This is a genomic window from Streptomyces glaucosporus (genome assembly GCF_039533345.1).
GTDB classification, from domain to species: Bacteria; Actinomycetota; Actinomycetes; order Streptomycetales; family Streptomycetaceae; genus Streptomyces; species Streptomyces glaucosporus.
In genome coordinates this window covers 203,340-226,426 of the sequence record NZ_BAAATJ010000004.1, presented here as the reverse complement: position 1 = coordinate 226,426, position 23,087 = coordinate 203,340, and the positions used below count along the sequence as shown (strand labels likewise).

24 protein-coding genes are annotated in these 23,087 nt (G+C 73.5%); 10 read left to right on the top strand and 14 right to left on the bottom strand.

All coding sequences use genetic code 11. The annotated features are described in order from the left end of the window. Positions 1–193 precede the first annotated feature (193 nt). A complete protein-coding gene (locus ABD358_RS07110) occupies positions 194–610 on the bottom strand; it encodes a GNAT family N-acetyltransferase (protein WP_344629996.1) in 417 nt (138 codons plus the stop codon). 263 nt (positions 611–873) lie between these two features. Between ABD358_RS07110 and ABD358_RS07105 the strand changes: the two genes are divergently transcribed. Further along, positions 874–1,785, top strand: coding sequence for a helix-turn-helix domain-containing protein (locus ABD358_RS07105; protein ID WP_344629995.1), 912 nt, complete (start codon positions 874–876; stop codon positions 1,783–1,785). After that, the gene (locus tag ABD358_RS07100; RefSeq protein WP_344629994.1) at positions 1,782–1,973 is read left to right on the top strand and encodes a DUF397 domain-containing protein; all 192 of its coding nucleotides are present in this window, start codon (positions 1,782–1,784) and stop codon (positions 1,971–1,973) included. The genes ABD358_RS07105 and ABD358_RS07100 overlap by 4 nt, the downstream gene beginning before the upstream one ends. A gap of 223 nt (positions 1,974–2,196) precedes the next feature. Here the strand turns inward: ABD358_RS07100 and ABD358_RS07095 are convergent, their stop codons facing one another. The 3 genes from ABD358_RS07095 to ABD358_RS07085 form a co-directional block, all read right to left on the bottom strand. Beyond that, the gene (locus tag ABD358_RS07095; protein ID WP_344629993.1) at positions 2,197–2,715 is read right to left on the bottom strand and encodes a hypothetical protein; all 519 of its coding nucleotides are present in this window, start codon (positions 2,713–2,715) and stop codon (positions 2,197–2,199) included. Positions 2,716–2,788: 73 nt separating this feature from the next. Beyond that, entirely contained in the window at positions 2,789–2,992 is a 204-nt protein-coding gene (locus tag ABD358_RS07090; RefSeq protein WP_344629992.1) for a hypothetical protein, read from the bottom strand. An 86-nt stretch (positions 2,993–3,078) separates the two neighbouring features. Then, positions 3,079–3,546: an NUDIX hydrolase gene (locus ABD358_RS07085; RefSeq protein ID WP_344629991.1), complete on the bottom strand. Its 468-nt coding sequence runs from the start codon at positions 3,544–3,546 to the stop codon at positions 3,079–3,081. A 163-nt stretch (positions 3,547–3,709) separates the two neighbouring features. Between ABD358_RS07085 and ABD358_RS07080 the strand changes: the two genes are divergently transcribed. Beyond that, positions 3,710–3,919 (top strand): hypothetical protein, encoded by a 210-nt coding sequence (locus ABD358_RS07080; RefSeq protein ID WP_344629990.1) that lies wholly within the window; start codon positions 3,710–3,712, stop codon positions 3,917–3,919. Here ABD358_RS07080 and ABD358_RS07075 read toward each other — a convergent pair. From ABD358_RS07075 to ABD358_RS07045, 7 genes are all read right to left on the bottom strand, one after another. After that, on the bottom strand, positions 3,905–4,360 hold the full coding sequence (locus tag ABD358_RS07075; RefSeq protein ID WP_344629989.1) for a hypothetical protein: 456 nt from the start codon (positions 4,358–4,360) through the stop codon (positions 3,905–3,907). The two genes, ABD358_RS07080 and ABD358_RS07075, sit on opposite strands and share 15 nt — an antisense overlap. Before the next feature lie 253 nt (positions 4,361–4,613). Next, the gene (locus ABD358_RS07070) at positions 4,614–5,357 is read right to left on the bottom strand and encodes a DJ-1/PfpI family protein (RefSeq protein ID WP_344629988.1); all 744 of its coding nucleotides are present in this window, start codon (positions 5,355–5,357) and stop codon (positions 4,614–4,616) included. Positions 5,358–5,523: 166 nt separating this feature from the next. Then, positions 5,524–6,183, bottom strand: coding sequence for a DJ-1/PfpI family protein (locus ABD358_RS07065; protein ID WP_344629987.1), 660 nt, complete (start codon positions 6,181–6,183; stop codon positions 5,524–5,526). A 155-nt stretch (positions 6,184–6,338) separates the two neighbouring features. Then, a complete protein-coding gene (locus ABD358_RS07060; RefSeq protein WP_344629986.1) occupies positions 6,339–7,286 on the bottom strand; it encodes a GlxA family transcriptional regulator in 948 nt (315 codons plus the stop codon). Positions 7,287–7,425: 139 nt separating this feature from the next. Then, the gene (locus ABD358_RS07055) at positions 7,426–8,454 is read right to left on the bottom strand and encodes a hypothetical protein (protein WP_344629985.1); all 1,029 of its coding nucleotides are present in this window, start codon (positions 8,452–8,454) and stop codon (positions 7,426–7,428) included. A gap of 249 nt (positions 8,455–8,703) precedes the next feature. Further along, positions 8,704–9,642, bottom strand: coding sequence for a class A beta-lactamase (gene bla / locus ABD358_RS07050; RefSeq protein ID WP_344629984.1), 939 nt, complete (start codon positions 9,640–9,642; stop codon positions 8,704–8,706). 392 nt (positions 9,643–10,034) lie between these two features. Next, on the bottom strand, positions 10,035–10,958 hold the full coding sequence (locus ABD358_RS07045; protein WP_344629983.1) for a helix-turn-helix domain-containing protein: 924 nt from the start codon (positions 10,956–10,958) through the stop codon (positions 10,035–10,037). A 102-nt stretch (positions 10,959–11,060) separates the two neighbouring features. On the opposite strand from ABD358_RS07045, the gene ABD358_RS07040 reads away from it, so the two are divergent. After that, positions 11,061–11,768, top strand: coding sequence for an SDR family NAD(P)-dependent oxidoreductase (locus ABD358_RS07040; RefSeq protein ID WP_344629982.1), 708 nt, complete (start codon positions 11,061–11,063; stop codon positions 11,766–11,768). A 49-nt stretch (positions 11,769–11,817) separates the two neighbouring features. Next, positions 11,818–12,417, top strand: a complete 600-nt coding sequence (locus tag ABD358_RS07035; protein ID WP_344629981.1) for a DsbA family oxidoreductase — start codon at positions 11,818–11,820, stop codon at positions 12,415–12,417. A gap of 34 nt (positions 12,418–12,451) precedes the next feature. On the opposite strand, the gene ABD358_RS07030 is transcribed toward ABD358_RS07035, so the two are convergent. Continuing rightward, positions 12,452–12,994, bottom strand: coding sequence for a GNAT family N-acetyltransferase (locus ABD358_RS07030; RefSeq protein WP_344629980.1), 543 nt, complete (start codon positions 12,992–12,994; stop codon positions 12,452–12,454). A gap of 251 nt (positions 12,995–13,245) precedes the next feature. Between ABD358_RS07030 and ABD358_RS07025 the strand changes: the two genes are divergently transcribed. Genes ABD358_RS07025 through ABD358_RS07010 form a run of 4 tightly spaced genes read left to right on the top strand, consistent with a single transcriptional unit; the run spans position 13,246 to position 18,702 of the window. Continuing rightward, the gene (locus ABD358_RS07025) at positions 13,246–13,632 is read left to right on the top strand and encodes an ectoine synthase (RefSeq protein WP_344629979.1); all 387 of its coding nucleotides are present in this window, start codon (positions 13,246–13,248) and stop codon (positions 13,630–13,632) included. Beyond that, positions 13,632–16,220: a class I adenylate-forming enzyme family protein gene (locus ABD358_RS07020; protein ID WP_344629978.1), complete on the top strand. Its 2,589-nt coding sequence runs from the start codon at positions 13,632–13,634 to the stop codon at positions 16,218–16,220. Before ABD358_RS07025 ends, ABD358_RS07020 begins: the two co-directional genes overlap by 1 nt. Further along, entirely contained in the window at positions 16,217–17,470 is a 1,254-nt protein-coding gene (locus ABD358_RS07015) for an acyl-CoA dehydrogenase family protein (RefSeq protein WP_344629977.1), read from the top strand. Before ABD358_RS07020 ends, ABD358_RS07015 begins: the two co-directional genes overlap by 4 nt. Beyond that, a complete protein-coding gene (locus ABD358_RS07010; protein ID WP_344629976.1) occupies positions 17,467–18,702 on the top strand; it encodes an MFS transporter in 1,236 nt (411 codons plus the stop codon). Before ABD358_RS07015 ends, ABD358_RS07010 begins: the two co-directional genes overlap by 4 nt. Before the next feature lie 115 nt (positions 18,703–18,817). Here the strand turns inward: ABD358_RS07010 and ABD358_RS07005 are convergent, their stop codons facing one another. Both ABD358_RS07005 and ABD358_RS07000 read right to left on the bottom strand, forming a co-directional pair. Continuing rightward, complete coding sequence (locus ABD358_RS07005; RefSeq protein ID WP_344629975.1) at positions 18,818–20,203, bottom strand: FAD-binding oxidoreductase; 1,386 nt, start codon at positions 20,201–20,203, stop codon at positions 18,818–18,820. 569 nt (positions 20,204–20,772) lie between these two features. Beyond that, complete coding sequence (locus tag ABD358_RS07000; protein ID WP_344629974.1) at positions 20,773–22,122, bottom strand: COG1470 family protein; 1,350 nt, start codon at positions 22,120–22,122, stop codon at positions 20,773–20,775. Between the two features lie 236 nt (positions 22,123–22,358). Here ABD358_RS07000 and ABD358_RS06995 point away from each other — a divergent pair, with 236 nt between their 5' ends. Next, entirely contained in the window at positions 22,359–23,051 is a 693-nt protein-coding gene (locus ABD358_RS06995; protein ID WP_344629973.1) for a helix-turn-helix transcriptional regulator, read from the top strand. Positions 23,052–23,087: the final 36 nt, after the last annotated feature.

The following is a 23,087-nucleotide window of genomic DNA, read 5'->3' as shown; positions in this document are numbered from 1 at the left end:
CCGTCCGTCGCTGTCGCCTTCCCCGGGACGGAGCAGTGCACCGTCGTCGCCGAGCCGGGGCCGGACAAGAAGGACCCGCGCCTCAGGGAGATCGCCGCCTGCTCGGTGAGCCGTGCCGGGCACGGGCTCGGCGCGGGATCCGGGGGCGCGCATCACAACCGCCCTGTGCGGCGGGCCGCTCCGCTGTGTGGATCTACGCCTGATCGAAGGTCCAGACGAACACCACTTGCTTCTCCTCCAGGACGCCTCCGGTACGGCGGTAGGTCGCCCGTGCCGCCGCGTTGTCCTCGTCCGTGATCACCCACATGCCGTAGCAGTTCCGTTCGCGGGCCAGGTCCGCAAGCGCCGACGTCAGTGCCCGGCCGATGCCGCGTCCGCGGAACGGCTCGTCCACGCCCAGCTCGTACAGGAACATCTCGGTGCCCTTGTCCGGGTGGGTCATCTCGACGCCGGTGACCATCCCTGCCGGGACGCCGTCGGCATAGGCGATCAGGAGGTGGTGGCGCTCGTCCGCGAGAAACCTCTCGATCCCCTCCGGCAGAGGGGGCGCGTCGAAGAGGTGCCCGGCGTCCCAAACGTCCCCGGCCCGGGTGATGCGACGGATCTCCATGCGGGGATCCTGTCAGGTTCCGGCACGACGGCACTGGCTTTCTCCGGGGTTCGGGCTCTCCGCCCCCGGAACCGGGCTCCGTGCCCGGTCCCGGAGTTCCGGGAGCCCGCGGGCGGGAGCGAGCCCCGCGCCACGTACACCGAGTGAGCGTACGGGCACGGACGGTGGACCGTACGCGAGACATTCCGTCACGCTGGGCGTTGAACGGGAGGACCGTGAGAAACCGTCGCGGTCCGGTACGGAGCGCGCAGAGAGGGCGGCGGATGCACATCGTCGAGGGGGAAGCGGCCGGGTGCGGGACCGGGGCCGGGCCCGGGGCCGGAGGTGTCGGCGAGCAGCCGGTTCCGGCGAGGGAGTGGGACCGGGAGCCGCATCCGTCGGACAGCCTGCGCACCTTCGGCGCGTTCGTCCAGGCACTGCGCGAACACGCCGGCCTCAGCCGCGCCGACCTCGCCGCCTGTGTGCAGTACTCCAAGCACACGGTGGAGTCGATCGAGTTGGGACGCCGCATGCCGGACGACGCGTTCGTGGAGCGCGCGGAGGAGGCCCTCGGCAACACCGGCGCACTGCGTAAGGCCGCCCGGCATCTGACGCGGGGGGAGGCGGGACTCGCTGCGTGGTTCCGGCAGTGGGCACGGCTGGAGCGGAACGCGGTGAGCCTGTCCACCTACGAGTGCCGACTGGTGCCGGGGCTGTTGCAGTCGGAGGCGTACGCGCGGGCCGTGTTCGAGAGCACGATCCCTCCGCGGACCGACGAGGAGCTGGAGGCGCAGCTCACCGCGCGAATGGAACGGCAGCGGATGCTGCGGGAGCGGCCGACCGTGCCGTTCAGCTTCATCGTCGAGGAGCACGTGTTCCGGCGGCGGTTCGGCGACGCGGAGGCGATGCGCGGGCTGCTGGACCACGTCCTCGAACTCACCGCCCCACGCAATGTGACGCTCCAAGTGGTGCCACTGGAGGCGGGACTGCATGCGTGCCTGGACGGGCCGGTGCGGATTCTGGAGACCCCGGAAGGGCGGCGGCTCGGCTACTCCGAGGGGCAGAAGAACGGGCGGCTGGTCTCCGACCGGAAAGAGGTGAGGACGCTCTGCCAGCGCTATGAAACACTGCGCTCACAGGCCCTGAGCCCCAAGGAATCCCGGGCCTGGCTGGAGCGACTGCGAGGAGAGCGATGAGCAGCGGTACGACGGAACTCGCCTGGTTCAAGTCCAGCTACAGCGGCAGTGAGGGCGACGACTGCGTGGAGGTCGCGATCGACGGACAGGCCGTCCACGTACGGGACTCCAAGGACGTGACCCGCCCGTCCTTCGCGGTGGGCCGCGAGGGCTGGGAACGGTTCGTGCGCTTCGCGTCGGAGCGCTGAGCGACTTGGGGGTGTGCCGTCCGCCGGGCCGGGTGCCGGAGCGGCGGACGGCACACCCCGCGCGGCTCACGAGGAGGACGTGGGGCGTCGCGATGGAAGCGCCTCATCGAGCGTCCATGCGGTCAAGCCGAATTGGCGGATGAGCGAGCCGACGTCAGCTTCGGTGGGACAGGGGAAGCGGTATGCGCCGGGCTTGCCCCTGTTGCCTGGGTATGGCCGCGCCTTACGCCTTGTCGGTCGGCGCGTACCCCAGGGCCTCACGGTTGATGTAACGGTCGCCGAGGTCGCGAACGGGGGCAGGCTTCGGCTTCTGCGCGACCTTCACCGCGGGCTTCTCCGCCGCGGTCTTCGCGGCCGACTTCTTGCCGCCTGTAGGCGCGGTGGGCTTCTGCTGCGGCTTCTTGCCGTTCCTCGCGGCCGGCGTGTTACGCGCCGCATACTCCTTGCGGAGCTGCGAGAACTGTTCGCGTTCCTGGGCGACCAGGTTGGCGGGAAGGACGTTGACGAGAGCCCGCGCCCGGCTGAGCGCGTAACGCGCCTGAGGCCAGCGCTTCTTGTTGATCGCCGCGCGGGCCACCTCGATGGTCTGCTGCAGGGCTTTGATCTTCGCCGGCTGCCGACGGGGCAAGGGTGACTCGGCTCCGCTGCTGCGCCGCTGGGACGCGGCACGGCCACGCCAGTCCGCGCCCGAGGTCAGGACGACGGTTGAGCGCGGGTTGCTGGTCTGGCTTCGGCGTACCACGTGGTGCTGGTTCCTTGCGTGAGGTCAGCCTCTCCTGGGCGGCCGCAGATGCGGCCACCCAGGGGTCGGCGGATCAACCGTGCCGGAGCCCCTGGCGGTGGGGCGGGGCGAGGGTGGAGCGGTACGTGCCGGACCCGCCCTCGCCGAGCGGGTTCTCCAGCCTCGGGCCGACGGCGGTCATCCGGTCGTACTCGGCGAAAATCAGGTTTTCGGTGCGGTACTCGCCGTACACCTTCATCTCGCAACGAGGATGACACTCGTGCATTGACTCTGTCAATGGATTAAATCTCGCTTGGGCGCATGCACAGGTATCACGCAGCCTTGCACATCCACAGGCACAACACATCCCGTGCTGACGGCGTCTCAGTGCTGGATCAGACCGCCGACCGGGACGGGAGCGACATGGCCGGTCGCCGGAAGCGTCTGCGCCAGGGCGAGGCCGACGTCGACCAGTGACGACCGGCGCAGACAGGCGACGTCGGGGATCGCGGTCCACACCGACTCGGCGATCTCGCCGTTCGGCTCGGGCCGGGGCCGGCCGCCGGTGACGCGGACCCGGTAGAAGACGCCGACATTGTGGTGCTCGACTCCCGCCCGGGCCACGGCCGCGGGGATCACCCTGGAGTCCACGCCCAGCAGGCGATCCACCACCGCGGCGCAGCCGGTCTCCTCGGCGACCTCCCGGATCACAGCGTCGAACGGATCCTCCCCGTGCTCGACCCTGCCGCCCGGAAGGGTCCAGGTGCTCCCGCCCTCCGGTGATACGTGACGGGCGAGCAGCACCCGCCGGTCCTCGATGCACACGGCGTACGCCGCCAGCCGGAAACTCATCCCACGGACCTCCCACCACACCCTATTCAGGCGCAGCGCGGAGTGGAGCCAGGTCAACTCCTTACACGTAAAACCACTTCCGCTCCGTGCGGGAAGCCCGGAGAAGTGCTTACGGACACCCGACCCGTGCGCGGTGCCACCGGGCACAGGAAGGGTCTTCCGCGTGCACTACGAGACGCTCGTCGCCCTGCGCGGGGTGCTCGACCGGTATCCGCGGACCGGGCACATCACGTGCGACGATCACGGAAGCGAGTCGTCCGGCCTGGCCATGGACAGGCCGGACGCCCACGGCTGGTACTCCACCGGCGGATGGACCTGCCCGTACCAACGGGTCGTGGTGACCGCCTCGCCGGCGCCCTCACTCACCGGCTGAACGACGCCGCGGTGGCGGGGCGTCGTCTGTAGCGGGGTGGCGGGCAGCGGCGTCCCCTCCCGCAGGTCTGCCCAGGAGCTGAGAAACACGTTGCGGCGAGACCCCGAGCACTTGGGCTACGTCACGGCCCGTGAGTCCCGCCTCGCGCAACCGCCGCGCCGTCTCGCGCAGCCGCGCGGCTGCCCGCATCTGCGCCTTGCGCGCGTCGACCGTGGCCTGTACGGCCGAACGGACCGCGGCGGACAGCTCCGGCCCGAGGTCGAAGTTCATGGCCACCGAAACCGCGTCCGCCGGCTCGCCCGTCGCCTGGGAGATGGCCTTCCGTGCCACGTCCAGGGCTCCGTGCAAGCCCTTGGTCCACACAGGCTCCATCTCTGCGCCACGAACGTGCAGCTGCCATCCGCCGGTGACCCTCCGGGCCTCGACTCGGTACATGCCCACCGGTCGGCCTCCTTTCCCTCTACTGCCAATCTAGGCCCTCTAGACGGAAACATCTAGGGGGACTAGATGACTTTCGGGCCGCCCTGTCGACGCCCGGAAGCGAACAGCGACACCCTCGCCCCCGCACGGCGAGATCAGGGCCGCACCCCGCCCGACCCGGCGGGCCCGTCCGGTCCCGGCGCCGCTCTGCCCGGCGGACCCCGGCGTGCCCGTGAGCGGCCCCTGCCCGGAAGGCCGGGGCCGCTGCCACGGGTCAGGAAGGCGAGGCGGGTGTCCAGACCGTCCCGCGTGCTTCGTACTCCAGCATGGCCTCCAGCCCCAGCGCAGCGTCGACGCCCAGTTCGCGGCGGACCAGCCACAGCGCGAGGTCGAGGCCGGAGGTGACGCCTCCGGCGGTCACCAGGTCGCCGTCGTCGACGACGCGCGCGTTCTTCACCAGGCCCCCCTGCTGTTCGAGGTCGGCGCGGGCCCGGTGGTGGGTGGTGCAGGGGCGGCCGCGGGTGACGCCGGCGGCGGAGAGCAGCATCACGCCGGTGCACAGGGCGGCGATGGTCAGCCCGGGCCGGCGTGCCTCGGCCAGGGCCCGGGGCAGATCGCCGCGCCGGATCTCCGCCCAGACCCCGGGGTCCTCCTTGCGGGCGTACCCGCCGCCGGGGACCACGAGGAGGTCCGCCTCCTCCGGGGCCCAGCCCTGGTCGGCGCGGAGCCTGGTGCCGAAGGCGGCGGTGATCGCGCGGGGTCCGTCGAGGGCGACGTAGCGGACGTCCACGTCGCGCTCGGTGAAGTGGTCGGAGGCGCTGAGCACTTCGTAGGGGGCGGCGAGGTCGAGTTCCTCCACGCCCTGGAACAGGACGACGTGCACGCGGAGCGGGTCGCGGGTCCCGGAGGGGGACGCGGGGGCCGCGGTGGCCGCGGTGGCCGCGTCGAGGGGGACGCCGGTCGCCAGGCCCGCGGCTCCCAGGGCCGTGGCGGTGCGCAGCAGGGTACGTCGGTTCACGGGGTGACCTCTTCTCGTGGTCTCGTGGTCTCGTGGTCTCGTGGTCTCGTGGTCTCGTGGTCTCGTGACGGGGTCGGTTTTTCTCGTGGCGGGACGGCGGGACGGGCGCCCGGCCGGAGTCCGGGCGACGCGGGACCGTGTCCCGGACGAGCGGGGGCTGCGGTGGTCAGGTCGCGTTCACGGTGCCCCGGCGCTGGTATTCGAGGACCTCCTCGGCGAAGAGGGCCGTGTCCGCGCCGAAGAACCGTTCGAGGAGCCAGAGCGCCAGGTCGATGCCGGAGGTGACGCCCCCGCACGTGACGAGGTCGCCGTCGTCGACGACCCGGCCCGCGGCCACGAGTCCGCCCTGCGCCCGCAGGTCGTCCAGGGCGATGTGGTGCGTGGTGCAGGGACGCCCGGCGGTGAGGCCGGCGGCGGACAGCAGCATGGTGCCGGTGCACACGGCCCCGAAGACCAGGCCGTCCCTGCGGGCCGCCGCCAGCGCACCGGGCAGGACACCGCGCCGTATCTCCCGCTGGAGCGGGGAGCCGTCGCCGTACCCGCCGCCGGGGACGACGATCAGGTCCGCGGTGCGGGGGGACCAGGGGTCCCGGCACACGATCTCCATCCCGGCGGACGTCCTCACCCTGCGGGCACCATCGGCGGTGACGAAGGACTGCGCGATCCGCTCCTCCCCGGCGATGCCGAACACCTCGACGTGACCGGCGAAATCCTGCTCCTCGACACCGTCGTAGAGCACGGTGTGGACGCGCAGTCGCCGCGCGGGCCGGGACGCGGACGGCGGGGGCTGTGAGGACGGCGCGGCGGTTCCGGACGGGGACGGCATGAGGGGGCCTCCGCGGGGACGTGGGCGGCGCGTCCCGGCCGGGGCCGGGGCGCGGGAACGCCTTCAGTCTTGCGGCGGCCGGTGACCGGCGGCACCGGCTCGCGTGCCCATGGTGCGCAAGATACGGCCACGCCGCGCGGAGGAGTGCGCCCCGCTCACGCGCGGAAGGCCGCCCGGTAGGCGGAGGGGGTCGTGCCGACCTGGCGGGTGAAGTGGTGGCGGAGGGTCTCCAGGGAGCCGAACCCGGTCGCCTCGGCCACTCTCGTCAGCGGCAGCGACGTCGTCTCCAGTAACTCCCGGGCGCGTTGGACGCGCTGGACGACCAGCCAGCGCAGCGGCGTGGTGCCCGTCTGGGCGCGGAAGTGCCGCGCCAGGCTGCGCCGGCTCATCATGGCGTGGGCGGCGATGTCGGCGACACTGAGGGGTTCGCTCAGCTTGCCGCGCATCCACTGGAGGGTGGGGCCGAGGTCCGATGCGTCTTCCCGGGGTGTGCGGTACTCGATGAACTGCGCCTGGCCGCCGGTGCGCTGCGGCGGCATCACCAGCATCCGCGCGGCACGGGCGGCGACGGCCGCACCGTGGTCGACGCGGATCATGTGCAGGCACAGATCGAGGCCGGCGGCGATCCCGGCGGAGGTGAGCACCTGCCCTTCGTCGACGTACAGCACGGACGGGTCGACGTCCGTCCGCGGGTACCGTTCGGCCAGCTCGTCGGCGAACCGCCAGTGCGTGGTGGCGCGGCGTCCCTCGAGGAGCCCGGCGTGCGCGAGGACGAAGGCTCCCGTGCAGATGGAGGCGATCCGGGCCCCGCGGGCCGCCGCGTCCCGCAGGACCCGGACCGCGCGCGGATGCGGGACGTGGTCGGCGGGGACCCCGGGGACGATGACGGTGTCCGCGGCGCGGACGTCGTCCCAGCCGTACTCGGAGGAGACCCGGAACGGCTGCGACGGGCCGGCCGTCGCGGTCACCGACCGGTCGGCGCAGACCCGCACGTCGTAGAACGGCGAGCCGTCCGGGCCGGTCGCGAGGGCGAACACCTGGCAGGGGATGGAGAGATCGAGGGCCGACACCCCGTCGAGCGTGAGGACCGCAACCACATGCATGCCAACGGAGCCTAGAAGGCGGCCGGTTCGGCCGCGGCGGCGGACCGCGCACGACGGCCGGGCGGGCACGTGACCGGCTTCCGGACCGCCCCCCGGGGGGCACGCCCGCCCCGGCGGTGCCCGCGTCCTGGCCGCGGGATCAGAGGGGCAGGGTCGCGGCCAGTGGCACGCCGATCCGGATGTGGAAGTAGGCCACGAGATCACCTTCGCCGCGCACACGCGAACGCGCGTCGATGATCACGACCGTTCCGGCCACGATGCCGGCGAAGCCGGTGCCGGTTCGCCGGGACCGCTCGATGCGCTCCGTGACGGGACGGCGGACCGTCTCGGTGAGAAAGGTGAGGCCGTTCGGGAACTCCTCGCCGAGCGGGTGCTGTTGCCGCCCGGACTCGATCAGGCTGCCGATGCCGAACCGGACCGAGACGATCTGGTCGCCGCGGAGGGTGACGTCGAAGGAGCCGTTCGACTGGACGCGGGTGCAGCTCTGCTGGGGCGGATAGAAGCAGTCGTAGCCGCCGGCGAGGAGATCGTCGACAGCGGAGCTCATCGTGGTCGCGTAGTGCTCGGAGCCGAACGGCCAGCGCCGTACGGAGACGTCCCGGGCGGTGACGACCAGCCCGTTGTGCCGGTCGTACCGGTACTCCGCGTGCCTGTCCCGCCACCCCGTCCGGGGGGTGTCGCCGTCGCGTCCCGGGGTGTCGGCACGGTGGTCGTCCTCGAAGTCGTCGATCTCCGCCCGCAGGCGGTCCCCGGCGCCGGGCCAGATCGCGGTCAGCGCCGGCGCCGCGGCCACGGCGACCCCGTGGCCTTCGGGGTTCGCCTCGATGGGCGGGAACCACGCCCAGGCGAGCCGGTCGTCGCGGTCGAGCAGGAACTGCGCCACCTGCGAACGCACCGTCTCCGCCTCGTCGCGGTGAGCGATCCGGCACCACAGGGCACGGCCGTCCGCATTGGCTCGGACCTGCGCACAGAACCAGCCGGCCTTCCTCAGCGGCCGGGTGAGGGCCCCTGCCACGCCGTCGGGCGGGACCGGCTCGGCCCGCGAGTTCTCGTCCGCCGCACCGTGCTCGTAGACGCCGGCGGGCGGAAGGGGCGGCGGCTCGGCCCATCGGGCGCAGCCGGTCGACGCGAGCAGGACCAGCACCGTGGTGGCCAGCGCCGTGAGCATCGTTCGCCGGGCCGGCCGGCACCGGCGTGCGGGCGGGGGGAAGGGACGGGACTGGGGACTCATCGAAGCCTCTGGCTCGCCGGTTCGTGTTCCTCGCGGGCCGGTGGGCCCCGACACGGGCGCGTCGGGGCCCACCGGGCGGGTGCGGACGGTGACGACGGTGACCGTTGCCGTCATCTGCTGTCGTCTGCCGTCATCGCCCGTCGTCGCGTCACGGTGGAAGCGCCGCCGGCCGAGGCCCTCGGCAGGTCACAGCCTGCCGAGGGCCTCGGCCAGCGCGGTCGCGGTGGCCGCGATCACTTTGTCGTCGTGCGGGGTGTCATCGAGATCGCGGTTGGTGAACACTGCCAGCACGATCGGCGCGTCCGATCCGGTCGGCCAGACGATCGCCAGGTCGTTGGCGGTGCCGTGGTTGCTCGCGCCGCCGGTGCCGGTCTTGTTGCCGACCGTCCAGTCCCGGGGAATGCCCGCCTTGATCCGGCCGGCGCCGGTGAGGCTCGCCTTCAGCCATCCGACCAGCCGGGCCCGGTCGCGGGCGTGGAGGACCGAGCCGGTGGTGAGCTCGGCGAAAGTCCGCGCGGCGGCCGCGGGAGTGGTGGTGTCGCGCTTCTCCCCGGGCTGCCACTCGGTCAGCCGGGGTTCCGGCCGGTCCAGGCGACTGACCCGGTCGCCGATGGCGCGGAAGAAGTCGGTCAGCCCGCGCGGCCCGCCGATCTGCTCCAGCAGCATGTTGCCCGCGAAGCCGTCGGACTTGGTGATCCCGGCACGGCACAGCTGGGCCGGGGTCATGCCCGTGTCGGTGTACTCGGTGGTCTCGGGGGAGTTCCCGGTCAGGCCGGTCATGTCGGAGGGCTTCCAGCGCACGACTTCGTCCATCAGCCCCGGCCTGCTGGTGCGTGCTTCGTGCAGCACCGCCGCGCAGGCGAACACCTTGAACATGGAGTTGAAGGGGAAGCGCTCGTCGGCCCGGTAGCCGACCGTGCGGCCGGTCCCCAGGTCGATGCCCACCGCACCGATCCGCCCCGCATGGGATTCCTCGAGTTCCCGCAGCGTCCTGCGCAGTTCCGACCCGGAACCGGATGAGGAGGTGCTGCCCGTCCGGGCGGCGGCGACACTCGTGGAGCCCTCTTCGCCGGTAACGGCACCGGCCGCACAGGCGAGGCCGCCCAGCAGTGCGGAAGCGGTCACGGCCGTGATGACTAATCGCAGTCGGAGAAACCGTGTCATGCCGGTAAGAAGATCAGACGCCGCTCCCGCACGTCCAGGAGGAAGCGTGCCGACACGCTCGGCACCGGTACGCGATCCCGGCGATCGCCTCCGGGGCGGGCTCGAAGCAGCGGTGGCCGTTCCCCGGCTCCTCGCGACGGAACCTCGCCTTCGGCAGCGGCAGCGGCAGCGGCACACCGTGCTCCCGGGGCGGAAGGAATCGGAATGCCGGTACTCGTGCGGGTAACGGCCCGGCACCTCAGCGGGTCCTGAACCCGCTCATCCGGCTCCGGACCCGGTCGGCGCGGCCGAGCGGTGAGGAAGCTGCGAGAACTGCCCCGCCACGGGACGGACGGGACCGTGCTGCGAAGGCGTCACCGGTGGGACACCGGTCCGTCGCCGGTCAACCGGTCCGTGCCGGTGCGCGGTTCGGTCATCCGCTGGGTGCCGATGACATGGAGCAGGTCGAGCCGGCCGGCGGCGTCGCTGCCCGGCGCGGCGGTGAGGATCACGACGCGCAGGTCGCCCTCGGGGTCGGTGAGGATGTCGCAGTCGAGGTCGAGCGGCCCGACCTCGGGGTGGTGGACGGTCTTGGTGTGGCGGGTGTGACCGCTCACCTCGTGGGCGTCCCACAGGGCGGCGAAGCGCGGGCTCGTCCTGCGCAGGTCCGCGACGAGGCCGCGCAGGGCCGCGTCCGCCGGGTGGCGGGCGCGGGCGGCGCGCAGGTCGGAGACCACCGCGGTCTCGAAGCGGGCCTGCTGCTCAAAGGTGTGGCGCACACGGCCGGGCGGGCCGGTGAAGTGCTGCCACACCACGTTGCGCTCCCGGACCGGGAGTGCGGACGGGTCCCCCGTCAGGGCGGCGTGGAGCCGGTTCCAGGCGAGGAGTGTCCAGGCGGCGTCGTACACGCCGACGGGTGTGCCCGGCATCTGGTCGAGCAGCCGCCGCACCCCGGGCGTGAGCCGGCTCCGCAGCCGGCCGTCCGCGGGCTCGGGCTGCCCGGCCAGCGCGAACAGGAGGGAACGCTCGGCTCCCGACAGGCGCAGTGCCCGTGCCAGGGCGCCGAGCACCTGGGCGGACGGGGACGTCGCCCGGCCCTGCTCCAGGCGGACCACGTACTCGGCGGATATCCCGGCCAGCAGGGCCAGCTCCTCGCGGCGCAGGCCGGGCGTCCGGCGGGTCCGTCCGGCGGGCAGCCCGACCGCGGCGGGAGGGACGCGCTCCCGCCAGCGGCGCAGTGCGTCGCCCAGTTCGCTGCCCCGCCGCCGGGGATGCCCGCCCGCGCCCTGTGTGCCCACCGCTCCAGTATCGGCGTCCCGGACCGCGCCGTCCTGGTACCGGCGTTACCAGGAAGAGCGGTGGCCTGCCGGGCCGGCCGCCGAGCGGTGAGACTGCCGGGCGTGACGACTACTCTCATCACCGGGGCCAACAAGGGCCTGGGACTGGAGACCGCCCGCCGCCTGGTCCGGGCGGGGCACACCGTCTTCCTGGGCGCCCGCGCCGCCCGCCGCGGCGCGGAGGCCGCCCGGGCGGTCGGCGCCCGGCCCCTGACCATCGACGTCACCGACGACGCCTCCGTCGCGGCGGCCGCCGCGCTGGTCCGCGAGCGGGCCGGACGACTCGACGTCCTGGTCAACAACGCCGGCGTGGCCGGTCCCGCGCGGCCGGCCGACGAGATCACCGCCGCGGACATGCTGGCGGTCCACGACACCAACGTGTTCGGCGCCGTACGCGTGACGCACGCCTTCCTGCCCCTGCTCCGCCGGAGCGCGTCGCCGGTCGTGGTGAACGTCAGCAGCGGCCTGGGCTCACTGGCCGTCGCGGCCGATCCGGCCGCCCACGCCCCACTGGTTCCCGTCTGGGTCTCCTCACTGCCGTACAACTCCTCCAAGGCCGCCCTGAACATGGTCACGGTGCTGTATGCGCGCGCCCTGCCGACGATGCGGATCAACGCCGTCGATCCCGGACACACCGCCACCGACCTCAACGGCCGCACCGGAGCCCAGAGCGTCGAGGAGGGCGCCGACATCATCGTCCGCATGGCCCTGATCGGACCCGACGGGCCGACCGGCGGCTACTTCACGGCCGCCGGTCCGATGCCCTGGTGAACGCCCGGACCGGGTACCGCCCCCCTCCCTCACTCCCAGGAGTCCGCCCATGACCCCTCCGCGCCGCGTCGAGGCCGTACTCGACTTCGTCTGCGTCCACTGCTGCATCGGCTTCACCCGCTACGTCCGGGCCGTCCGCCGCCACCGCGCGGACGGCGGCACGGCCGAGACGGTGCTGCGCCCCGTCCAGCTGCGGCCCGACGCGTCCCCCGCCGGCGAGCCGCTGATCGACGTCTGGTCGCGTGAGCGCGGCGCGGCCGTGGCGGCCCGGCTCGCCGCCGACACCTCGCTCGGCGCCGAGGACGGCCTCGAACTCGATTTCCGCCGCGCGGTGTTCACCAACACCTTCGACGCGCACCGTCTCGCCGCACAGGCGTCCGGACAGGGGAAGGGCGAGGAAGTGGCCGAGCGGCTGTTCCGCGCCTACTTCACCGACGGCCTGAACATCGCGGACCCCGCCGTGCTCGCCCGGATCGTCGCCGAGACGGGCGTCGTCACCGACGACGGCGGCGCGGACGCGGTGCGCGCCGAACTCGCCCGCGTCCGCGAACTCGGCCTGCCGGCCCCGCCGGTGTTCCTCTTCGCGGACGGCCCCGTCCTGTCCGGGGAGGTGCGGGAGGACGACGTCCTCGCCGCGCTGCGCGCGTGAGCCGGGGCCGCCGCCCGCACCGCGCCGGGACTCCTCAGCCCTTCGCGTCCGGCTTCCAGTCCCGGGCGAGGAGCCCGAGCAGGACTTCGTCCAGGAACTCGCCCATCACCCAGGCCGCCGAGCGCAGCACGCCCTCGCGGACGAAGCCGTTGCGCTCGGCGGCGCGCAGCATCGCGGCGTTGTCCGACAGCGTCTCGATCTGCAGCCGGTGCAGGCCGCGCACGGCGAAACCGTAGTGGCACAGCACCGCGACCACGTCGGTGCCGTACCCCTTGCCGCGGGAGGACGGCAGCAGGCCCAGCCCGATGTGCGCGGACCGGTTGTGGGTGTCGATGTTCCACAGCTCCGCGGCGCCGACCAGCGTGCCGCCGTCCAGTTCCACCACGGAGAACCAGGCGTGCCGCTGCTCCTTGTCGTCCACCACGAACGGCGATTCCTTCGAGCCGGGCGTGATCGGCCGCCACGGTCGGCCGTCGGCCCGTGAGTGGTTGGCCACGTCGTCGTGGAGCTCGGCCTGCAGGACCGGGATGTCGCCCTCGTGCCGGGCCCTGAGCCCGACCTTGCTGCCTCTCAACATGCGGGCTTCCTACCCGACCGGCCGATCGGCGGCAATCCGATAAAGGCCGTGCCCTGTGCGGCGGGGACGGACCGGTCGCCTGCGGCGGGCCGGCCCTGCGCCGGCCGACGCTCGTCGCTCCGCCCCGAAAGCTCTTCCCCGCACGGCGTCTTTGCGCCATAGGAGTGGCGGAATATCAACTGTCGAGCCTGTGCAAGCGCTTTCTATAGTGATCGCGATCCACACGGGGAACAGAGCGCCGAGGGAGCCGCATGCTGATCCGATCGCTGACCGAACTGGCCGGTTCCCGGTACGAGGTCGACTGGGGCAACGGCACCAGCGTCCGCCTCCTCACCGCCACGGACAACATGGGCTTCACCGTGTGCCACACCGTGGTCCGGGCGGGCACGTCCTCGCTCCTCGAATACCGTTCGCACCTGGAGGCCTGCTTCTGCCTGTCGGGGTCCGGGGAGATCACGGACGACGCCGGCAACAGCCACCGGATCACCCCCGGCGTGCTCTACGCGCTCGACCGGCACGACCGGCACGAACTGCGCGCGGACCCCGACGGCGACATGACGCTGCTCAGCGTCTTCAACCCGCCGCTGCGGGGCACGGAACGCCACACGCTCCACCGGGAGAAGGCGTCGTCCTACTGATGAACGGACCGACGCACGACACCTCTGCCGGCGCCACCGGACACCCCACGCGGCTCGCCGGGCTGTTCGAGGGAAACGCGGCACGGCACCCCGCACGCGCCGCCGTGACCCTGGACGGAACCACCGTCTCCTACGGGGAACTGAACGAACTCGCCGACGCGTACGCGGCGCGGCTCCTCGGTCTCGGTTTGGACGCCGGCGACCGCGCGGTGGTCTACGCGGACCTGTCCCTCGACGTCGTCGCGGCGACCCTGGGAATCCTCAAGGCGGGCGGCTGCCTGGTCACCACCCACCCGACGTTCTCGCGGCGCAAACTGGTCCACCAGATCCGCGCCTGCGACGCCGCCTTCCTGGTCACCGACCGGGCCGGGGCCCTGGGCGACCTCTTCGCCGACACCGGCCTGTCCGCCGTGCTCCCCCTGGGCGCCGGCGGACCGCCCGGCGGGGCGACGCCACGGCCGCGTCCGCTCGGACGGCCCCGGAGGGGCCCGGGCATACCGCTCGCGGGCCCGCCGGCCGCCGTGTTCTACACCTCGGGCTCCACCTCGTCGCCGAAGGGCGTGACGGTCGGCCACCGCGCCATGACGGCGGCCTTCGAAGCGGTCACCTCCTCCCTCGGCCACACCGCCGACGACGTGGTGCTGAGCTGCACCCCCATCGGCTCCGACTTCGGCTTCTACAACATCGTGATGCCGCTGGCCTTCGGCGGCCGGGCGGTGCTGCTGCGGGGCCTCGCCGCGAGTCCGCGGGAGGTGTGGGAGACGATCGGCGAGGAGGGCGTCACCGCGGTCCACGGCTTCCCCTCCCTGCTGGCCCACCTGTGCCGGATCGACGGCCTCGGCCGGGATCCGCGCCCGTCCCTGCGCCTGCTGTCCAGCACCGGGCAGCGCCTCCCCGTGGAGCACATCAGGACACTGCGCGAGGCGCTCCCCGACGTGCCGATCCACTCGATGTACGGGCTCACCGAGTGCAAACGCGTGTGCTCCCTGCCGCCGGAGGAGATCGACCGCCGTCCCGGCTCCGTCGGGGAACCCGTCACCGGTGTGCGCGCCCACCTCGTGGACGGCGACGGCGCTCCCGTCGGGGAACCCGGTGTGCCCGGCGAACTGGTGGTCGCGGGCGACCAGGTGATGCAGGGCTACTGGGGCGACCCCGAGCTGACCGGCCGTGTCCTGCGCACCGGCCTGTTCGGCGAGGACAGGGTGCTGTTCACCGGCGACCTGTTCACCCGGGACGAGGACGGCTTCCTGCACTGGGTCGCCCGCGGCGACGACGCCTTCAGCCGCTCGATGTTCAAGGTGAACCCGCACGAGGTCGAAGCGCGGCTCAGGCAGCACCCCTCGGTGGCCGACGCCGCCGTGGTGCCGGTGCCCGACGAGGAGGCGGGCGAGGTGCCCGCGGCCTGCGTCGTGCCCCGCGACAGCCGCACGCCCGACGCCGAGGAACTCCTCCGCCACTGCGCCGAGCACCTCGACTGGCACATGGTGCCCGCGTTCGTGGTCTTCCACGACGAGCTTCCGCGCACCGAGTCCGGCAAGACCGACCGGCGGGCCCTGCGGCGGGCACTCGCCGAACCGGCCCCCGGGCCCCCGGACGGCGATCCCCGCGAGTACGTGGCGTCGTCCTCGATGATCGGCCTCGCCGACCGCTTCGACGCGATCGCGACCGGACGGGACCAGGTGCCGCGCGCCCCGGTGCGCTCCACGATCCGCGACGCCGTCCCCGACCGTCTCCTGCTGGACTACCAGGACGCCATGGTGGAACGCTCGGGTCCGCTCTTCCGGCACTTCCTGGCCAGCGTGCCCGGTGTCCTGGAGGAGCTGTCCCGGGTCGGCGTCGCGCTGGCCCGCCTGGCCGGGCGCCGCGCCCAGCGCGACGGACGCGGCCTGACCTTCTACGAGGCGGACGCGTTCGACGGCAGCAGCGGACGCACCCTGGCGGCCTTCGCCGACGGCCGCGTCACCACCCTGACCAGCTCGCCCAACCGGGCCAACGAGCGGTGGTTCCGCACCTGGGCGGACCCGGCCCTCTCCCGCTACTTCCCCGGCTCGCTGTTCCACCTCGACCGCGCCGCACTGCGGGCGGCGCCGGAGTACGCGCCGTTCCGCGACGGCTTCGACGTGGTGTACGAGACGGCCGCGTTCCAGTTCTACGGCAAGGACCGCGCCGCGCAGATCGCACACCTCACCGAGGTGCTCAGGCCCGGCGGCCTGGCGTTCTTCCTGGAGAAGCTGAACCACCCCGACCCGCTGGAGTACGAGCGCCGGGAGCGGGTCAAGGACGAGGTGCACAAGGCCCGCTACTTCCCTCCCGAGGAGATCCAGCGCAAACGGCGGGAGATGCTGACGCGGATGGTGGACGGCCAGGTGGAGTTCGACGATCTGGTGGGGGCGCTCGGCGACCGCTTCGCCCACGTCCACCTGCTGTGGAACGGCACCAACTTCTACGAGTTCGTGGCGTGCGACGACGCCGGGACGCTCGCGGAGTTCCTGGAGCTGGCGGGGGAGCCGCTCATCCCGGACGGCTTCTGCTTCGAGGACCCGGTCGTGCGCCGGGTCGGCGGGCACGGCGGGACGGGACCGCGGTGAGGGGCGCGGACACGCACGTCGAGGGCGCCGACCCGGACGTGCTCGCCGCCGTCGACGCGCTCGCCGGCCGGTGGGGCGGCCGGGCCGCCGAGACGGAACGGGAACGCCGGCTGCCGGACGCGACCGTCGCCGAGCTGCTCGACGCCGGGCTGCTCCAGCTCGCCGCGCCGCCGGGCTTCGGCGGGCCGGGACACGGCTGGCCCACGCTGGTGGAGGCGGCCCGGCGCGCGGCCAGGGCCTGCCCGTCCACCGGGTGGGTCGTCGGGGTCGTCGGCGGGCACGCCGCACTGGCCGGGCGGCTGCCGCGGGCGGCGGCCGAGACCGTCTTCGCGGCGGGCCCCCGGCAGGTGTTCGCGACGGCGTCCGCGGCGGCCGACGGACGCCTCACCCGCGTCCCCGGCGGCTTCGAGGTGGCGGGCCGGTGGCGGTTCTGCTCCGCCGCCGACCACGCCGACTGGTTCCTGCTCAACGTCCACTGCGGCGATCCGGCGGACCGGCTGCTGGTTCCGCTCGCCGCCGGGCAGGTGCGGGTCGAGGACGGGTGGGACGTCTCCGGGATGGCCGGCACCGGGTCACGGGACATCCGCGTGGACGGGGTCTTCGTCCCCGAGGCGCTGACCGGCTCCCTGTCGCACTGCTTCGCCGGGCGGCAGCCGTCCGACGGCGGGCCGTCGCCGTCGCCGTACTACCTCGACGAGGTGCCGTTCCTGCCGTACGTCAACAGCTGCGTCATCGGCCCGGTGCTCGGCTGCGCCGAGGGCGCCTTCACGGCCTGCCTGGCCCGGTTCTCGCGGGACGCCGGCGGGTCGCGTCCGCTGGAGCAGCCGCCGGTGCGGGACGGGCTGACGGAGAGCGCGGCGGAGCTGGCCTGCGCCCGGCACCTGTACGAGTCCGTGTGCGCACGCCTGCACGCGGCGGGAACCGCCCGGCGGGCCCTCTCCCCCGAGGACGCCGCCGCGATCGGCAGGGACCGCGCCTACCTGGCCCGCCTGTGCGTCCGCTCCGTGCACCGGCTGGTCCAGCTGGCGGGGACGGCCGCCCACTTCACCGGCGACCCGCTCGCCCGGCACTGGCGCGACCTGCAGATGATGGCGGCCCACCGCGACCTGAACTGGGCCCGCAGCGCGGAGGCGTACGCGGCGGCGGCCTTCACCGCCGAAGACGCCGGGGGGCCCGGCGGCGCGGGGCCGGTCCACGGCGGCGCGGAGCCGGTCCACGGCGGCGCGGGCGGGCGCGGGCAGGCCACATGACCCACCCGCACAAGGCCGCCGCCTTCCTCCGCCGCGAGGGCCGCCGGCTGCTGGGCGGCTTCCTGCTGTTCCTGCTCTCCTCCTTCGGCCAGACCTTCTTCGTCTCGCTCTTCGCCGACGACGTCCGCGGCAGGCACGGCCTCACCCACGGCTCCTACGGCGCCCTGTACATGGCGGCCACCCTGCTCGGCGCCGTCGCCCTGACCAGGACGGGGCACCTGGTCGACCGCCACCCGGCGCGCCGGGTCGTGCTCGTGAGCGTGCCCCTGCTGGCGCTGGGAGCCGTGGCCATGGCCTGCTCGGCGGACCTCCTCACGCTGTTCGGGGCCCTCGTCCTGCTGCGGCTGTTCGGGCAGGGCATGATGACGCACACCGCGTTCACCGTGCTGGGCCGCTGGTTCACCCGGCAGCGGGGACGGGCGGTGTCCCTGGCGGCCCTGGGTCTGAACGCGGGCGAGGCGGCCCTTCCGGCGCTGGCCGTCGCGCTGGCCGGCGCAGCCGGGTGGCAGTCCGTGTGGTGGGCGGCCGGGGCGGTGGTGATCGTCGTGGGCGCCGCCGTCGCGGCGCTGTTCAGGACGGAACGCGCCCCGCACCCCGCGGCCGGCTCCCCGGACCCGGCGGAGCCCGCCGCCGGCTGGACCCGCGCGGAGGTCCTGCGGGACCGGTGCTTCTACCCCCTGCTGCTCGCCACCGCGGCGCCCGCGCTGATCGGCAACACCGTCTTCTTCCACCAGGCCCATCTGGCCGGGACGCGCGGCTGGTCGCTGGAGGTGCTGGCGTCGGCGTTCCCGCTCTACGCGGTCCTGACCGTGCTGTGCAGCGTGGCGGGCGGCGTCCTGCTGGACCGGTTCACCGCGCTGGTGCTGCTGCCGGTCTTCCTCCTCCCGCTCGGCGGCGGGCTGCTGCTGCTCGGCACCGTCACGGACCCGTGGAGCGTGTTCGCCTTCATGGCCCTGTACGGCGTCACCAACGGCCTCTCCCTGAGCCTGTTCGGCGCGGTGTGGCCCGAGGTCTACGGCACCCGCCACCTGGGCGCCATCCGGTCGGTGGTGGTGGCGGTCCTGGTCTTCGCCTCGGCGCTGGGTCCCGGGGCCGGCGGCCTGCTCCTGGACGCCGGTGTCGGCCAGCCGGTCCAGCTCGTCGCGCTGGGCGGGTACTGCCTCGCGGCGTCCGCGCTCGTCGTGCCCGTCACCCGGCGTCTGCGGGCCCGCGCCACCGCCGCCGCCCACTGAAGGGGCTCTCCGCCGGAGGGGTTCTCCGCCGGAGGCGGTGTTCCCCCGGCGAGGCGGCGGCCGTCCGGGCTCCGCGGGCGCGGATCCCGGCGGGTCCGGGCGGCGGGGCGGGGTGTCACGGCTGCCGGGCGGGGCGGATGTTCTGGTTGGCGTGGAAGAGGTTGTCCGGGTCGTACGTCCGCTTGACCCGCGCGAGCCGGTCGTAGTGGTCGCGGTAGGTGGCCCGGACCCGCTCCTGGCCCTCGTCCTCCCCCATGAAGTTCACGTACGCGCCGCCCATGGAGTAGGGGTGCGCCTTCTCCCAGTAGTCGACGCACCACCGCTTGATGGTCCCGGCGTTCGCCGGGTCGGGGTCGACGCCGGCGAAGACGCCGGACCAGACGGCGTCCCGGTAGCTCCAGGCGGTCTCGTCCCGGCCCACCCGGTGGGCGGCCCCGTCGACCGGGTAGAGGTGCATCAGCGACAGCGGGGTGGGGATGTTCTCGCCGTGTTCGAGGTGCACCTCGACGGCGGCGTCCGGGATGCTGTCGAAGAAGTCGCCGCGCCAGTACCACTGGTACCCGGTGGGGATCAGCTCGTCGAACATGCTCTGCAGCGCGGGATAGGGCATCGGCGCCGTGAAGTGGAAGGCCGGCGGCGCGGGCTCGTTCACCGCGGCGAGGTCCTCCTCCAGCCGGTCCGGGGCGCCGGTGTGGCACCACACGACTCCGCACGCCTTCCGGCCGTGGAGCTCCTCGGGGAAGGGCGGGCCCGGCGGGATGACGAAGACGGTGAAGAAGCCGTAGACGTCCTCGGGCGCCCGCGGGAGGAAGTCGCGGTACCACGTGAGCACCTCGCGGGTGCGGTCGACCGGCCACACGGTGGCACCGGCTCCGACGGTGTCCACCGGGTGCAGCCGGTAGGTGAGGGAGGTGACGATGCCGAAGTTGCCGCCGCCGCCGCGCAGGGCCCAGAACAGGTCCGGGTGCTCGGTTTCGCTCGCGGTGACGAAGCCGCCGTCGGCGAGCACGACGTCCGCGGCCAGCAGGTTGTCCGCCGTGAGGCCGTACTTGCGGGTGAGGTAGCCGTGGCCGCCGCCGAGGGTCAGGCCCCCGACACCCGTCATCGAGATGATCCCGGTGGGTGTCGCGAGCCCGAAGCCGTGGGTGGCGTGGTCGAGGTCGCCGAGTCGGCTGCCGCCGCCGGCCTGGGCGGTCCTCGCGGCGGGGTCGACGCGCACCCAGCGCATCGGCGACAGGTCGACGGTGACGCCGCCGTCCACCAGGCAGAGGCCGGGGCCGCTGTGTCCGCCGCCCCGGACGGCGAGTTCCAGGCCGCTGTCGCGGACGAGGTTGACCGCGTTCACGACGTCCGCGGCGTCCGTGCACCGCGCGATGGCCGCGGGACGTTTGTCGATCATCGCGTTGTAGATCCTGCGGGCCTGGGGGTACTCGGGATCCCGCGGGCCGATGACCGGTCCGCGCAGAGTGGTCCGCATCGCTTCCAGAGTCGCGTTGTCCATGGTGGTCTCCTTGGGGAGGCGCGGTTCCCGCCCGCCCGGCCCCGGCCTTCTGCGACTGCCGCCCCGATCACCCGCCGCGGGTCTCCCCCGGGGTCTTCGCCGGATCGTTCCGGAACCCGGGGGTTCCCGGGCGCCCGCAGGTGCCCCTCGGCACCCGGGCAGCCGGACGGGACGGGCCGCCTTCTCGTCGCCCGGGCCGCGGGTGATCGGTTGTGCGCCGGCGCCCGGGCGTCCGCTGCGGGCCTGGGGGCACGATCGGACGCCGCGGGGCCCACTCGTCCAGCGTCCCGCCGACTGCCGGGCCACGCAATTCCGGTGGCCCGCCGCCCGCCGGGAGTCAGGCCTCCCCGCGGACGCCGGGGACAGGTCTCCGCCCGAGCGGGAGGCACGCCGGCCGACGGCTCGGTCCGGCACGGCGGTCCGTTCCGGCGGCCGGAGGGGTGTTGAACCGCGGCGGGACGCGTCCTCCGGGGGAGTCGCTTTTCGGACCCGGGCCGTCGTTTTCCAGACGGAACAAGATCCAACTCTTCAGCTGGGCGCCGGCACCGATCAATAGTGTTCTGGAGCCCTCACTGCGTGATACGGCTGAGCACACCGCTCACGTTCAGGACTTCATGACATCCCTGCGCCCGGCGACCGGTGGCCGGTGTGCCCGGCTTCTCACAGGTCACTTCCACGGTCACGGTGCCGTTCTCGGGAATCTCGATGGGGGTCACCCAGTGGTAATCCTGGTTGCGGAAGGTCTCCAGCGCGATCGTGGTGATCTTGCGGTCTCCGAACGTGATGGTCAGCACTCCCTCGTCCCCCTGGAAATTGGCGACGACGATGTCCGTGACCTTGAAGACGCTGTTCCCGGGGACCCGGTAGGTGCCGGTCCTGGTCTGCCCGCCGGACGTCCGCAGGTCGATGGTCGCCGAGCTCTGCCGGCCGGCACCGGCCGAGGTGCCGCTGTCGGCGCCGGCGTCGGCCGCGGGGCCGTCACCGCCCGGCCCGGACGACGCCCCCGCCTCCTGGCCGCCGGGCCGGGCGGACGAGTCGTCGCCGGGACCGGTGCCCGGGGTCTGCCCGCCCGGCTCCCCGGCGGGCGTGGGGCGCGGCTGGACCGCCTCGGTGGCCGCTTCCTCGGCGGCGCTGCGCACCACCGGACGGACCAGCGCGAACCAGGCGAGCAACAGCGCGAGCAGTGCCGCGAGCACCACCAGCAGCCACCTGGGGAAGACCGGGATCTGGACGAACTCCGCCTCCAGAGGCGCCCGGACGGCGGTCTCGTCCCGTCGCGCCGCCTCCTGGTCGCCGGCTTCGGCGGTGTCCACGGTGAACGGCCACACCACCGGGGCGCCGAACCACACCGGCTTGCCCGTACGGACCCGCAGCCCCACCTCCGCCGACTCGCCCGGCTCCAGTGCCGGCTCCGCCGGGCTGAAGGCGAGTCCCAGTTCCTCGCCCGCCTGGCCGGGGGTGAAGCCCACCCGCACGGGGGAGTTGCCCCGGTTGCGCACCGCCAGCCGGTAGCGGCCCCGCAGCCAGCCGCGCCGGCGTCCCGGAGCCAGTTCCGTGTGCAGTTCCCGGAACTCCTCGACGTGCACGGTGGTTTCGAGGACCCGCACCGACTCGGGGTGCTCGGCCGGCAGGACCCGCACTCCGAGGGGTGTCTCACCGGCCCGGACCTCCGGGGAGCGCGGCGGCTCCAGTCGGATCGTCACCCTCTCCGAGGTGCCGGGATAGAGGGAGACCCGCGGGGGGTCCACCGTGGCCCAGGAAGCGCAGTCCCCGACGACCTCCAGGTTGTACGCTTCGACGATGTCGCTGTCGTTGCGGACGGTCACACCGGTTGTGACGGTGCCGCCCGGCGTCACCGTCACCGCCGGGATGTCGAGGCCGGGCGCGCCGGAACCGGAAGAGGTTTCAGAAGGCGTCACGCCGCCACGGTAGGACCGTGCCCGAGGGCTCAACGAGGAGCGCGAGGGCAACACCCGGGCAATCACAGTGCCCGAAGTGCGACAGCCGGCCCTGTCGTGACGAGACGCGGCCACGGCATCCCGTCGCCCTGTGCGGCCAGCACACGGGTGGCCGTGCCGTTCCCGCGTCGCCCCACGGACCCGGATCTACGGAACAGGTAACCCCCATGCCCTGCTCAGAGGAGTGCACCCCGGCCATGTCCGCCGCCATATCCCGTGTGCCCGCCCAGCCCCGGTCCACACACCGGACCCCCCGCTCCGGCCCCCCGGACCGGGTGACCGTGGCCGTCTACGCCGCCGATCCCGTCCTGCGCGTCGGCGTCGTCCAGCAGTTACGCTCGCGGCCCGAGGTCGACCTGCTCGACGACGCCGACGCGGAACGGGCCCATGCGTCGCTGGTGATCGTGGACGGCGTCGACGACGATGTGGTCGCCCTGCTGCACCGGCTGCGGCACAACACCGCCACCCGCACGGGCCTCGTGGTCGGCACTCTCGAACCCGGCGCTCTGCAGCGCGTCATCGAGTGCGGCGTGGCGGCGGTGCTGCGGCGTGCCGAGGCCGACCAGGACCGACTTCTCCACCTGGTCCTGGCGATAGCCAACGGTGAGGGCGTACTGCCCGGCGACCTGCTCGGCAAACTGCTCGCACACGTGGGGAGCCTCCAGCGCTCGGCGCTCGATCCGAGGGCCCTGTCCCTGTCCACGCTGACCCCGCGCGAGGCGGACATGCTGCGCCTGGTCTCGGAGGGCCTGGACACGGCGGAGATCGCCCGCAAGACCGCGTACTCCGAGCGGACCGTCAAGAACGTGCTCCACGGGATCACCACGCGGCTGCAACTGCGCAACCGGGCCCACGCGGTCGGCTACGCGCTGCGCAACGGGCTGATCTGACGACGGCCGGCCCCCCGGCACTGCCCGAAAGCGCAC